14 protein-coding genes are annotated in these 13304 nt (G+C 64.1%); 9 read left to right on the top strand and 5 right to left on the bottom strand.

All coding sequences use genetic code 11. The features are described 5' to 3' along the window. A complete protein-coding gene (locus tag C266_RS09030) occupies positions 1 to 1116 on the top strand; it encodes a glycosyltransferase family 2 protein (RefSeq protein WP_010808684.1) in 1116 nt (371 codons plus the stop codon). Between the two features lie 27 nt (positions 1117 to 1143). On the opposite strand, the gene C266_RS09035 is transcribed toward C266_RS09030, so the two are convergent. After that, a complete protein-coding gene (locus C266_RS09035; RefSeq protein WP_010808685.1) occupies positions 1144 to 1593 on the bottom strand; it encodes a GtrA family protein in 450 nt (149 codons plus the stop codon). A gap of 238 nt (positions 1594 to 1831) precedes the next feature. Between C266_RS09035 and C266_RS09040 the strand changes: the two genes are divergently transcribed. Further along, a complete protein-coding gene (locus C266_RS09040) occupies positions 1832 to 4270 on the top strand; it encodes a penicillin acylase family protein (RefSeq protein WP_010808686.1) in 2439 nt (812 codons plus the stop codon). A gap of 91 nt (positions 4271 to 4361) precedes the next feature. Here C266_RS09040 and C266_RS09045 read toward each other — a convergent pair whose 3' ends face one another. The 3 genes from C266_RS09045 to C266_RS09055 all read right to left on the bottom strand — a co-directional run bounded on the left by C266_RS09045 (position 4362) and on the right by C266_RS09055 (position 6763). Beyond that, positions 4362 to 5861: an MDR family MFS transporter gene (locus C266_RS09045; RefSeq protein ID WP_036662271.1), complete on the bottom strand. Its 1500-nt coding sequence runs from the start codon at positions 5859 to 5861 to the stop codon at positions 4362 to 4364. 387 nt (positions 5862 to 6248) lie between these two features. Beyond that, on the bottom strand, positions 6249 to 6488 hold the full coding sequence (locus C266_RS09050) for a GlsB/YeaQ/YmgE family stress response membrane protein (RefSeq protein WP_010808688.1): 240 nt from the start codon (positions 6486 to 6488) through the stop codon (positions 6249 to 6251). Between the two features lie 20 nt (positions 6489 to 6508). Then, entirely contained in the window at positions 6509 to 6763 is a 255-nt protein-coding gene (locus C266_RS09055) for a GlsB/YeaQ/YmgE family stress response membrane protein (RefSeq protein WP_010808689.1), read from the bottom strand. A gap of 284 nt (positions 6764 to 7047) precedes the next feature. On the opposite strand from C266_RS09055, the gene hemA reads away from it, so the two are divergent. From hemA to C266_RS09080, 5 genes are all read left to right on the top strand, one after another. Further along, a complete protein-coding gene (gene hemA, locus C266_RS09060) occupies positions 7048 to 8340 on the top strand; it encodes a glutamyl-tRNA reductase (protein ID WP_010808690.1) in 1293 nt (430 codons plus the stop codon). Then, positions 8341 to 9423, top strand: a complete 1083-nt coding sequence (gene prfA / locus C266_RS09065) for a peptide chain release factor 1 (RefSeq protein ID WP_010808691.1) — start codon at positions 8341 to 8343, stop codon at positions 9421 to 9423. Continuing rightward, positions 9423 to 10289 (top strand): peptide chain release factor N(5)-glutamine methyltransferase, encoded by an 867-nt coding sequence (gene prmC / locus C266_RS09070; RefSeq protein ID WP_010808692.1) that lies wholly within the window; start codon positions 9423 to 9425, stop codon positions 10287 to 10289. Before prfA ends, prmC begins: the two co-directional genes overlap by 1 nt. An 81-nt stretch (positions 10290 to 10370) precedes the next feature. Beyond that, on the top strand, positions 10371 to 10685 hold the full coding sequence (grxD, locus tag C266_RS09075; protein ID WP_010808693.1) for a Grx4 family monothiol glutaredoxin: 315 nt from the start codon (positions 10371 to 10373) through the stop codon (positions 10683 to 10685). 10 nt (positions 10686 to 10695) lie between these two features. Continuing rightward, positions 10696 to 11304 carry a UbiX family flavin prenyltransferase gene (locus tag C266_RS09080; RefSeq protein ID WP_010808694.1) on the top strand — a complete coding sequence of 203 codons (609 nt, stop codon included), beginning with the start codon at positions 10696 to 10698 and terminating at the stop codon, positions 11302 to 11304. A gap of 38 nt (positions 11305 to 11342) precedes the next feature. On the opposite strand, the gene C266_RS27680 is transcribed toward C266_RS09080, so the two are convergent. After that, positions 11343 to 11498, bottom strand: coding sequence for a hypothetical protein (locus C266_RS27680; protein WP_168162884.1), 156 nt, complete (start codon positions 11496 to 11498; stop codon positions 11343 to 11345). A gap of 115 nt (positions 11499 to 11613) precedes the next feature. Between C266_RS27680 and C266_RS09085 the strand changes: the two genes are divergently transcribed. After that, positions 11614 to 11907, top strand: coding sequence for a hypothetical protein (locus C266_RS09085; RefSeq protein ID WP_010808695.1), 294 nt, complete (start codon positions 11614 to 11616; stop codon positions 11905 to 11907). A 172-nt stretch (positions 11908 to 12079) separates the two neighbouring features. Then, complete coding sequence (locus C266_RS09090; RefSeq protein WP_010808696.1) at positions 12080 to 12394, top strand: hypothetical protein; 315 nt, start codon at positions 12080 to 12082, stop codon at positions 12392 to 12394. Positions 12395 to 13304 lie beyond the last annotated feature (910 nt).

The raw sequence follows: 13304 nt of genomic DNA on the forward strand, positions 1-13304 counted from the left end.
ATGCCCCGCGCCGTCGATACCCGCCATTGGCCGTCTGCGCAGCGCCCGCCGCTCGTCTCGCTCGTCGTGCCTTGTCACAACGAAGCGCCGGCACTCGACAAGTTCTACCGCGCCGTGGCTCCCGTGCTCAACGGCGTGACCGGTGTGCGCTTCGAGATCGTGTGCGTGAACGACGGCAGCACCGACGACACGCTGGACGCTCTGCTCGCGTTGCGCCGGGCCGACGCACGCATCCGTGTGATCGACTTCACCCGCAACTTCGGCAAGGAAGCGGCCCTGAGCGCTGGCATCGACGAAGCGCAGGGCGACGCCGTCATCCCCATCGATGCCGACCTGCAAGATCCGCCCGCCCTCATCCCCGTGATGATCGAGCGCTGGCGCAACGGTGCCGAAGTCGTGCTGGCCAAACGCACGAACCGCGCGAGCGACAGCTTCGCCAAAAGGGTGGCCGCAGGCCTCTATTACCGTGTACACAACCGTCTCTCGGAAGTGAAGCTGCCCGAGAACGTCGGCGACTTCCGTCTGATCGACCGGCGTGTGGTGAGCGCGCTCAAACGGCTGCCCGAACGCCGCCGCTTCATGAAGGGATTGTTCGCGTGGGTCGGATTCCACACCGAAATCGTGGAGTACGTGCGCGAGACGCGCAGTGCGGGCGAATCGAAGTTCTCGGGCTGGCGGCTGTGGAATTTCGCGCTCGAAGGCATCACCAGCTTCAGCACCGTGCCACTGCGTTGCTGGACGTATATCGGCGTGTCGCTCGCCCTCGTCTCGCTCACGTACGGCAGCTATATCGTGCTGCGCACCCTCATCCGCGGCATCGACGTGCCCGGCTATGCCTCGCTGCTCGTCGGCATTCTGTTCCTCGGCGGCATCCAGCTTGTCGGCATCGGCGTCATCGGCGAGTACGTCGGACGAATCTACTACGAGTCGAAGGGGCGTCCGCTGTATCTGGTGCGGCGTCGCTACCAGTCCAGCGTCAAGGTGAGCCATTTGCCCTCGCGCGCACCGTCGCATGCCTTTGGGGCTCGGCTGCCGTCCGCGCGAAAGACGCTCCGGGCACAAGCCGGTGGCGGCAAGTCGCTTGCCTCGCGCGCCCACCGTTTCGTCGTGCGTTGAGGCAACGGCAAGCGCGTCAGATATGGTTCACGCGTGCCGATACGTCCAGTAGCGATGCAACAAGAATGTGGTCGGCGGCACAATCAGTACGACGGCAGCGATGCCCGCCCAGTGATTACCGCCAAGATGCTCCACCGTGCGCGCGACGACCGTCGTGAGTAACAGCCCGAAGATCGCCACCGGCACGAAACGCGTGAGACTCGTGCGATGCACCCGCGCGGAGAAGCTCCACAGGGTATTGAGCAGATAGGAACAGGGGGTCGCCGTGCAGAACGCCACGGCATTCGCCAGCACCGGCCCCGCCCCGAAAGCTTCGATGAGCGTGACCGCCACGATCACGTGCACGGCCGTCGAAATCACCCCCGAGACCCCGAAGCGCATGAGCGGTACGACCAGCGTGCGCATGTGCGGCGACGCGCGCCAGCGCTGCCCAGGGGGGGCGGGTTCGGTTGAAGACGTCTGACGCGTGTCCGGCATTGACGTAGTCCCAGAAGTGACCAACGAAAGCGACGGCGGGTTCGCCTGGCAATACGGGCACACCCACCGGCATGTGCAGTGGTTGGCCATGCCGTCTCGGCACAGTGTCTCGCCACGGCTCGACGATTAGGAATTTATTCCATTTCCCGGAATATAGGTTGCACGTCTGTGCGATGCGTCTAGGATTGCGTGGTACTCCACGGCATCAAGCCCCCCCAACAAGAACAGGAGGAAGACAATGCAACGCCCCAATGCCGTCCACGCCGCCAGTGTGCTGGCCTTTGCCGTCACGACGTGGAGCGCGTCCCTGCATGCCGCCGATGGTGCGGCGGCTACGCCATCGCAAACACTTACCGTCGCCGGTCTGTCGCAACCGGCCGACATCCTGATCGATCATAACGGCGTGCCGCATATCTTCGCCGCCAACGAGCGCGACGGTTTCTTCGTGCAGGGCTTCAACGCCGCACGCGACCGGCTGTTCCAGATCGACCTGTGGCGGCGCCGCGGACTCGGCCAGTTATCCGAAGTGTTCGGGCGCGCCTACGTCGCTCAGGACGACGCCGCACGCCGCTTCGTCTACCGGGGCGACATGGCCACCGAGTGGCGCCGCTATGGCCCCGACGCGAAACCCGCCGCCGAGGCGTTCGCCGCAGGCGTGAACGCCTATATCGGCTGGCTCGCCTCGCACCCCGACCAAATGCCGTACGAGTTCCGCAAGGTCGGCTATTGGCCGGCGAAGTGGTCGGCTGAGGACATCGTGCGCATTCGCAGCCACGGTCTGACACGGAATCTGAAGAGCGAAGTCGCCCGCGCCAAGGTCGTATGCCGCGCCTCGCTCGACGCCGACGGTGTGCGCGTGGGCCTGCAACCGACGTGGAAAACGCAAGTGCCCGACGGTCTCGATCCGTGCCTGCCCGACGATCTGCTGAAGGTCTTCGATCTCGCCACGCAAGGCGTGAAGATCACCAAGGACTCCCTGCAACAGGCTGACGCCGATATCGTGCAACTCGCGGACAACGGCCCGTACGACGTCTCGACCGAATCGGCCGAAGGCAGCAACAACTGGGTGATCTCGCCGCAAAAGTCGGCCACGGGCCGCGCCATCATGGCGAACGACCCGCATCGCGCCTATGCTGCGCCGAGCCTGCGCTACATCGTGCAGGTGAGCACGCCCACGCTCAATCTGATTGGCGCGGGTGAGCCGGCCATTCCCGGCGTGGCGATCGGCCACAACGGCACCATCGCTTTCGGTCTCACGATCTTCAACATCGATCAGGAAGATCTGTACGTCTACGCGTTGAACCCCGCCAACCCCGATCAGTATCGTTATCGCGGCAAGTGGGTGCCGATGCGCACCGTGCGCGAGACCATCGAGGTGCGCGACGGCACCCCGGTGCAGACCGATCTCAAGTTCACGAAGCATGGGCCGGTGATCTACGTCGACGCAGACAAGCATCGCGCGTACGCCGTGCGCACGGCGTGGCTGGAGCCGGGCATGTCGCCCTACTTCGACGCCATGCGCTACATGCGCGCGAAAACCTATGCCGAGTTTCAGACGGCGCTCAATACGTGGGGCGCGCCGACCGTCAATCAGGTCTATGCGGATACGGCCGGCAATATTGGCTGGGTGCCCAGCGGCATGGCCCCGATCCGTCCCAACTGGGACGGCCTGATGCCCGTGCCGGGCGACGGTCGTTACGAATGGGCCGGCTTCTGGCGGGGCGATCAATTGCCGTCGGCGTATAACCCGGCGGCCGGCTATTTCACGACGTCCAACGAGATGAACCTGCCGGCCGGCTATCCGTACGCCGAGCGCAAGCTCGGCTTCGAATGGACCAACGGCTCACGGCATGCTCGCATCGACGAGGTGCTCAAGGCGAAAGACAAAGTCTCGATCGAGGACTCGGAGCGGCTGCAAAACGACATCGTGTCGATTCCGGCGCGGCGTCTCATGGCGCTGCTCGCCCCGCTCTCGAGCAACGACCCGCAAACTGACGCCGCACTCAAGTTGCTCAAGGGCTGGAATGCCGACATGCAGGCGGACTCCGCCCAGGCCGCGCTCGAGGAAGTCTGGTTCAGCCGCCATCTGGGCCGTGCCTACAAGAACGCGGTGCTGCCCAAGGCCGCCGCCGAGAGTTTCGGCGCGCCCGACCCGGCCGCCATGCTCGTCGCCCTCGAACAACCCGCCGCACGCTTCGGCGAGAACGCCAACGCGAAGCGTGACGCCGTGTTGCTCACGAGTCTGGGCGAAGCGTGGGGCGAGATGGTCAAGCTGCAAGGCAGCGATCCCGGCGCATGGCAGTGGGGCAAGCTCCAGACGAATCTGAACGCCCACCCGCTCGCCGACGCCGTAGACGCCGATATGCGCGCCAAACTCAACGTCGGCCCGCTGCCCAAAGGCGGCAGTCCTTTCACGCCGAACCAGTCGACCTATCGAGTGAGCGACTTCCGGCAAACGAACGGCCCGTCGTTCCGGATCGTGGTCGATGTGGGCAACTGGGACAACACGCGCGCGATGAATCTGCCGGGCGAGTCGGGCAACCCGGACAGCCCGCACTATCGCGATCTGGCACAGAAGTGGCTCGACGGCGAGTACTTCAAGCTGCCGTACTCGCGTGCGGCAGTCGAGGCGGACACCGAGTCGCGTCTGCATCTGGTGCCGGAGGAGTCACGTTGAGCCATCGTTAGATCCAGTATCGAAGACGTCAAAACGGCCGATGGGAGACGCCCACCGGCCGTTTTTCATGTCGCGAGCACGGATACTTTGATCAGTGACCGCCCGGCACGAATTCCGGCTTCTCACGCTTGGCGTCGCGCGAGCGGTCCACCGCGTTGGTCGGTACCAGCAGCAGCAGCAGCACGACACCGATCGAAATCGCCAGGATCGACAGGAATGTGAGGTGCAGCGAATGTTGCAGCACCGCGCGAATCGCCTGATCGGCCACCGTCGACACGCCCCGGTCTTCCAGCACGTGACGCAACTGATCGGACGTGACGACGCCCACGTCGCTCGAGTGCGTCAGCCCGAAGTTGAGCACGGCGCCGAAGAGCGTCGCGCCCAACGTGCTGCCGAGATTGCGCGAGAAGATGTTCGACGCCGTGGCGCTGCCACGCTGCGACGGGTCGACCAGTTCCTGAATCAGCACGAGCGCACTCACGCTGCCCGTGCCCATCGAGAAGCCCATAAGTAACGAGCCGAACCCGGCGAGCAGCGGCGAACTGCTCGGCCCCAGCAACGCGAAAACGATCCCGCCGACCGGCATCAGCAAGCTGCCGCCCACGAGAATGCGGCGCAGGCCGAAACGCGTGAACGTCTTGGCGGCGAGCGTCGCGCCAATCGGCCAGCCCACCATGATCATCGTGAGCGCCATGCCCGCCACGACCGGGGTCTGACGCAGCACGCCCTGCGCGTACATCGGCAGGAAGGTTGTCAACCCCATGAGCACCATGCCCGAGAGCAGCGTCGCCGCATTGGCCGCCGCAATCGGACGACGGCTCCACAGCGCGAACGAGATCATCGGGTCTTTGGCGCGGCGTTCCTGCCAGACGAACAGCAGCGACGCGATGGCGCACGCGAGCACTCCGGCCCAGACATGCGTGTCCGAGAAGGCGTTGGCATCGGTGAGCGCGATCATAAGCGCCGCCACGGCAATCGTGAAGCACACGGCGCCGAGTATGTCGATGCTCGGGCGCTGACGCGGGGCGTCTTCGTGCAGATACGCGATGAAACCCGCCGCCGCCAGCAGACCGATGGGGATGTTGATCCAGAAGATCCACGCCCACGACAGATCGCGGATGATGATGCCGCCGAGCATCGGGCCGAGCACGGCCGAGATAGCCCACACGCTCGCCAGATAGCCCTGCACCTTGCCGCGCTCGCTGATCGGATAGTAGTCGGCGATGATGGTCAGGCTGACCGGCTGAATGCACGCGGCGCCCATGCCCTGCAACAGACGAAACGCGATCATCGCGGGCATGGACCACGCCAGCCCGCCGCCGAGCGAGGCCACCAGGAAGACGGCGATCCCCACGAGGATGACCGGCTTGCGGCCATAGAGATCGGCCAGCTTGCCGAACACCACGGTCATGGCGGTCTGCGCGAGCAGGAAAGCGGAGAAGACCCAGCTATACAGATTCAGGCCGCCGAGCTGGGCGACGATTTGCGGCATGGCCGTCGAAATGATCGTGGCCTCGATGGCAACCATGGAGGTCGCTGCCATGACGGATGCCACGATGAATGGCCGCATGGAATGGCGTGTCGCAGACATGTGTTCTTTTAGTGTGGGGAATCGAGCGCACCAACTTGCGATGAGTGCCGTCGCACCCCTGTCAGGTGCAGCAGCCACGCCAGAGGACGGAAGACGGGGATCGAACGTGGCGGCAATGCCGCATGCGTAGTCAAGACGACTTGGGTCTGGCGATGGCGACAAGCATAGCCGAACGTGGAAAAACGCGTACGGCACTCACGGCGCCATCAGCCCTTGCGCCGCCAACCCTTACGCCATGGGGCTTGGCACCTCGCAAAAGACCTTTCTTCGAGACAGGTTTTAGAAGGTTTTGGACGACGAAAAGACCCCCGCGCGACGCGCGTCCGACATTCCGCCGTTGCCACGGCGCGACATCGAGCGTCCCGATTTTCGGCGCGCTTGTGCGGCCTATCGTCGCACTAAGCGCAACAACGCGAGCAGTACGATGGCGCCGACAGTGGCGGTGATAATTCGCCCGAGCGTGCCGTATCCCACGGCAATGCCCAGATGCCGCAGCAGCCACGCACCGACGAACGCGCCGATCACACCGACGACCATGTCGCCGACAAGACCGAAGCCGCCGCCGACCACCATCCCGGCGAGCCAACCCGCCACGAGTCCCACCAGCAAGAGCACCACAATGTCCATGATCTGTCTCGTGTGTGGCGTCAGGCCGCGCGGCTGCGCTTGATGGTGCCGTAAATCACCAGCAGCACGATCGCACCGATGATGGAGGCGATCCAGCCGGCCGACTGCCCTTCGGTGTAGAGGTGGAGGAACTGTCCGGCATAGCGGGCAAACAGCGCGCCGGCAATGCCGAGGATGATGGTCATGATGATGCCCATGCTATCCCGCCCAGGATGCAGGGCGCGTGCGATGAGGCCGACAATCAGACCGACGACGATGGTGCCGATAATGCCCATGACGTGTCTCCAAGGACGGGAACCCGATGGCAGTATAGCCTCGAAACCGGCCGTTTCGACAATCGCCACCAACCGCCCCGCCGGCCGTGGCAGCCACCTGATATATCAACAAATACGATGGTGGTGGTCCGCGCTATATGGGATATAAGGGATGCCTATTTGTCAAAATCGGACGGCTGCGCGATGATGGCATACGCTGTTCCACCGCGCGGGACATGCGGCGCCACCGAAACGGGCATCGCGTCGACGCGCTATAATTGGGGGCTATCAGATCCCCCCACATCATGCAACTGCTCGCTCTCGGCCTGAACCATCACACGGCGCCCGTCTCGCTGCGCGAACGGGTGGCGTTTCCGTTCGAGCGAATCGAGCCGGCGCTGGCGGGCCTCAAAAGCCTGTGGACCGGTAGCGATAGTGGCAAATTGAGCGCCCCCGAGGCAGCCATTCTGTCGACGTGCAATCGCACCGAGATCTACTGCGTCACCGACGATACCGCCGCGCGCGAGCGCGCGGTGCACTGGCTGGCCGAGTTTCACAATATCCCGGCGGGCGACCTCGCCCCTCACCTGTATGCCCTTCCCCAGTCCGACGCCGTGCGTCACGCCTTTCGCGTGGCGAGCGGGCTCGACTCGATGGTGCTCGGTGAGACACAGATCCTCGGTCAGTTGAAGGATGCCGTGCGCACAGCCGCCGAAGCTGGCGCACTGGGCACGTATCTGAACCAGCTTTTCCAGCGCACGTTCGCGGTCGCCAAGGAAGTTCGCGGCCAGACCGAGATCGGTGCGCATTCGGTGTCGATGGCCGCCGCAGCGGTACGGCTCGCCCAGCGCATTTTCGAGAGTATCGACACGCAGAAGGTGCTGTTCATCGGTGCAGGCGAGATGATCGAGCTGTGCGCCACGCACTTCGCCGCGCAGAACCCGAAAGCACTGTTCATCGCCAACCGGACTGCCGAGCGCGGCGAAAAACTCGCCGAGCGTCTGGGCGGCACAGCCATCCGTCTGTCGGAGTTGCCGCAGCGTCTGCATGAGTTCGACATCGTCGTGTCGTGCACGGCGAGCACCTTGCCGCTGATCGGACTCGGCGCGGTCGAGCGCGCCATCAAGGCCCGCAAGCACAAGCCGATGTTCATGGTCGATCTGGCCGTGCCGCGCGACATCGAACCGGAAGTCGGCCGTCTGGCCGACGTCTTCCTGTACACCGTCGACGATCTCGGTGCGGTCGTGCGCGAAGGCAATGCACTGCGTCAGGCAGCGGTCGCGCAGGCCGAGGCGATTATCGAGACGCGCGTCCAGAACTTCATGCAATGGCTCGACGCCCGCAGCGTCGTGCCGGTCATCCGCGACATTCACGGCTCGGCAGAGGCCATGCGCCTGACTGAACTCGAGCGTGCCCAGCGCATGCTCGCGCGTGGCGACGATCCCGCCGCCGTGCTCGAAGCCCTGTCCCAGTCCCTCACCAAGAAATTCCTGCACGGCCCGACCCACGCGCTGAACACGGCGCGCGGCGATTCGCGCGAGCAAATCATTCACCTCATTCCCGAACTGTTCCGCACCTCGGGAAACGCCGAAAAATAGATGAAAGCGAGCATGCAAGCCAAGCTCGACCAGTTGACGCAACGTCTGGTCGAGCTTGATGGGCTATTGAGCCAGAGCGATGTCACGCGCGATCTGGACAACTACCGCAAGCTCACGCGCGAACACGCCGAGCTGGCGCCGGTCGTCGAACAATATCGCCAGTACCGCGACGCCCAGGACGATGTCGCGGCGGCGCAAGAGATGGCGGCCGACCCCGAGATGCGCGAGTTCGCGGAAGACGAAGCCGCGAATGCCCGCGCTCGCATGGACGACATGGAAGGCACGCTGCAACGCATGCTGTTGCCGCGCGACCCGAACGACGACCGCAACATCTATCTGGAAATCCGTGCGGGCACCGGCGGCGACGAGTCGGCGCTGTTCGCCGGCGATCTGCTGCGCATGTACACACGTTACGCGGAACGCCAGCGCTGGCAGGCCGAGATCGTTTCGGCGAGCGAATCGGATCTGGGCGGCTACAAGGAAGTGATCGTGCGGCTGATCGGCCAGGGCGCGTATTCCCGTCTCAAGTTCGAATCGGGCGGTCATCGCGTACAACGCGTGCCGGCCACGGAAACACAGGGCCGCATTCACACGTCTGCCTGCACGGTGGCGGTGATGCCGGAAGCCGACGATGTCGCCGACGTCGAAATCAACCCGGCCGACATTCGCATCGACACGTTCCGCGCGTCGGGGGCTGGCGGGCAGCACGTCAACAAGACGGACTCGGCGGTGCGTATCACGCATTTGCCGACGGGCATCGTCGTCGAGTGTCAGGACGACCGCTCGCAGCATCGCAACAAAGACAAGGCGCTCAAGGTGCTGGCCGCGCGCATCAAGGACAGTCAAATGCGTGCCCAGCAAGCCAAGGAAGCCGCCACACGCAAGAGCCTGATCGGCTCGGGCGACCGCTCGGAGCGCATTCGCACGTACAACTTCCCGCAGGGGCGGATGACGGACCATCGCATCAACCTTACGCTCTACAAGCTCGAGTACATCATGGACGGCGATCTCGACGAGATGATCAATGCCCTCGTCACCGAGCATCAGGCCGAACTGCTGGCGTCGCTGGGCGAGGCCGCCTGATGACGCCCGATGCCGGCGCCGCGCCGCACGCGGACGCCACGGTCTGCACCGTCGCGTCGTTGCTGCGCGAACCGGGGCTGCCACTGCCGGAGTCGCGCATCCTGCTCTCGCATGTGCTCGGCTGGCCCCGCACGCAACTGATTACCCGCGACCGCGAGCCGCTTGCGCCCGAGACGCTCGCCGTCTATCGCGCGCTGCATGCGCGTCGCGTGGCGGGCGAGCCCATCGCCTATCTGACAGGTGCGCGGGAATTCTTCGGCCTGACACTGACGGTTAGCCCTTCCGTCCTCATTCCCCGGCCGGAAACCGAATTGCTCGTGGAGCTGGCGCTTGCGCGTCTGGAAGCTCGCACGGCACCGCGCGTGCTCGATCTGGGTACCGGCAGCGGTGCGATTGCGCTGGCCATTGCCCACAGCCGGCCCGACGCTCAGGTCACTGCGCTCGACCGCTCAGCCGACGCGCTCGACGTTGCCCGTGAAAACGCGCGGCGACTCGGTCTGGACGAGCGCGTTGCGTTCGTCGCGAGCGACTGGTACGCGGCATTGCCCGGCAACGCTGCACCGTTCGACATCATCGTCTCGAATCCGCCGTATATCGTGTCGGGGGACGAACATCTCTCGCAAGGCGATCTGCGCTTCGAGCCGGTCGACGCCCTGACCGATCACGCAGACGGCCTCGCCGCTTTGCGCACGATCGTGGCCGGGGCGCCCTCGCGCCTGCTGCCGGATAGCTGGCTGCTGTGCGAGCATGGTTACCATCAAGCCGCCGACGTACGCGAACTTTGCCAGGCGGCGGGCTTTGCCGACGTTTTCTCCGAACGCGATCTGGCGGGCATCGAGCGCACCACAGGTGGCCGGCGCGTCTGAGCGCGTGCCGACAGGCGAAGCCGAAAACCGCTAAAATGCCGGATACGCCGAATTTCCGGCATCCCCACGGGCTTTTTCACCATGACCACCCAGCAACGTATCCAGCAAATCGTCACCGAACATCCCGTCGTGCTCTTCATGAAGGGCAACGCGCAATTCCCGATGTGTGGCTTCTCGGGCCGCGCCGTGCAGATCCTGAAGGCCTGCGGCGTCGACAATCTGTTCACGGTGGACGTACTGCAAGACGAAGAAATCCGCCAGGGCGTGAAGGAATTCGCCAACTGGCCGACCATTCCCCAGCTCTATATCGGCGGCGAATTCGTCGGCGGCTCGGACATCATGATGGAGATGTACCAGAGCGGCGAACTCAAGCAGGTTCTCGCCGACCTCGCGTAGCACCGTCTCGATGACAGTGTCGACGGGAGCGCCGCAGCCCGCGCGTCTGATCGTTGCCATGACCGGCGCGACCGGTGCAATCTACGGCGTACGCTTGCTTGAACGGCTGCGCGCCATGGGTGGCGTCGAGACGCATCTGATCGTGTCGAGCGCAGCCTGGCTGACCCTGCGTCACGAACTCGGGCTGGAGCGTGCCGACGTGCAGGCGCTGGCCGATCAGTACCACAGCGTGCGCGAGATCGGCGCGAACATCGCCAGCGGCTCGTTCGCGACGGCGGGCATGATCGTCGCCCCCTGCTCGATGAGAACGCTCGCGAGCGTCGCGCACGGGCTCTCGGACAACCTGATCGCCCGCGCCGCCGACGTCACCCTGAAGGAGCGCCGCCGCCTTGTGCTGATGGTGCGCGAAACGCCCTTCAATCTTGCGCACCTGCGCAATATGACCGCTGTCACCGAAATGGGCGGCATCGTCTATCCGCCTCTGCCTGCGTTCTACAACCGCCCGGAATCGCTCGATGCGATGGTCGACGACACGGTCGCGCGGGTGATCGACCTGTTCGGCATTGCGCCGCCCATCTCCATGAGTTGGGACGGCCTTGGCAAGGACACCGAAGCCTGAGTCCGCAGCGAGCCGGCTGAGCGCCCTCATGCGGCCGCTCACTTCACGCCGTCGACCCAGCGCTGCAACGTGTCGAGCGCGCCTTGCCACTGCCCGGCCGCCGACTGCGAAGTCGCGGTTGACGCCAGCGTGGCCGCCGCGCAGCATGGCGGGGGCATTCGGAAAACGGCGTCTGTCGTGTAGACCCGCAACATGCGTAGTCTCCAACCGAGTGCCAGCAAGACCCGCATGGACTATAGTGAAAACGCCACACTTTGCGTGCCAAGCCGCATTCCCCGTGGTGTGACATGTTCGCGACCGGAGTTTGTCATGGAGACCGCCCTCTCGCCTGTTGTCGTCTACGCCGTCGTGACGCTCGTTTTCGTCATGCTGGTACTCGTCGTGCCGGCTGGCGCCCGCTGGCGTCAGGTGGCATGGCCCGCGTCGATGCCGACGCTGTCGCCACATCGCCCGGGAGACCTGCTCGGCACCCCGCGCACCCCCTACTGGCGCTCGCCGAACGAGACGCAGGACTTGCGGCGCCCGTCGTACTTCACAACTTCGGCACGGCGCGGACGTCGTCCCGCGAGTTTTCTCGCCCCGCGAGATCACGAACGACGCTGAGTCGCCGCCGCGCCTCGCCTGCGAACGCCATCGCAGGATTCCTTACGCCTTGTTACATATGTAGTGCCGCCGTAGCACAGGCCGGTACGTGTGCTCCGTAAAATCGGGACCACGAATCGCGCGTCAGTGCGCGTCCGGACAATGCGCACCGGCAGGCAAACAAGGAGAACGGATGAAGGGTCAATACCGGGCCGCTGCTGCGGCCATCACGACAACCGCAGCGGTACTCATTTCAAGCAATGCGTTCGCACGCACCGACGTCTCGGTGAACATCGGCATTCCGGGGCCGGCCATCGTGGCGCCCGGCCCGGTCTACGCACCGCCGCCGGTCTATGCTGCTCCAGCGCCGATGGTCATGGCGCCGCCGCCGGTAGTCTACGCACCGCGACCTCAATATTGGCGTGGCCCGCCGCCGGGGCATTGGCGTCACGACCGCGACTGGGATCGCCGCTATTACGATCGTCGCGACTGGCATCACCGACATTGAGTCCGTTCACCGCGAACGCCGTCCCGACAGTGACACAGGTTCGCGGCAACCGATAAAAAAGCCCCGCAAGGTAAAACCTGCGGGGCTTTTTTATCGCGTTTTGAAAATGCTTCGCTTCCTTGCTTCCTTGCTCTCTCGCCCCCTTTTAGGACGATGCAATTTCATCGCCACTTTCTCTATCCGGCCTTCACGCCTTTACGACTTTACGCCCCAAAACGCTGTTCACACATTAATACCGATAGCAGCACGGATGCCCATAATAACCGCCGTAATACGGCCGGGCCGGGACAACCACACACCCTGCAAGCGTGACGGCAAGTAGCGCAGCAACGACGAGCTTCATGATCTGACTCCTGAAAGTGGAACGTGAATCCGTTCGCTTTCTTTATATCGTTGCGCCTACAGGAAGCCCATCACGCGTCTGTAAGTCGTGTAAGCGAAGGTTGCCAAATCGGAAATGTGTCGCACTTTGTTACGTTACATCCGGCGAACGCGGCCGTGACGTCGCACCGGCCAGAGTCGCAGGAAGTCAACAACGACAAGGGTTTTCGGCGATCAACCGGTCTGGCATGGGGATTGCGTGGCGACAGGTGTCGCCCTTTCAACTGCCCCGAAGCGTGCGACTTTGCGTCAAGCCTCCCCTCGTTTCAGACGCGGGGGGAGGTCTTTTTCCCGCAGTTCCGATCTGCTGTGCCGAGCGTTCCCGTCAACGGATCGCGCCAATGTCCTGCACCGCTCCCGCGCAGGCACACACCAATTGCGCGCTTCATTTGCGTGTTTGAAATGTATTGACGCAATAACAGCGCCGACTTCACGTGCCATTCCTCTATCTTTAAATCCTTATTTGACGCGGCTTTCGAAGCATTTTTACGTTTCGATGCAAAAACAACATGCGGGTAGGCACTGATCT

This window comes from Pandoraea sp. SD6-2 (assembly GCF_000389825.1).
Taxonomy (GTDB): Bacteria; Pseudomonadota; Gammaproteobacteria; order Burkholderiales; family Burkholderiaceae; genus Pandoraea; species Pandoraea communis.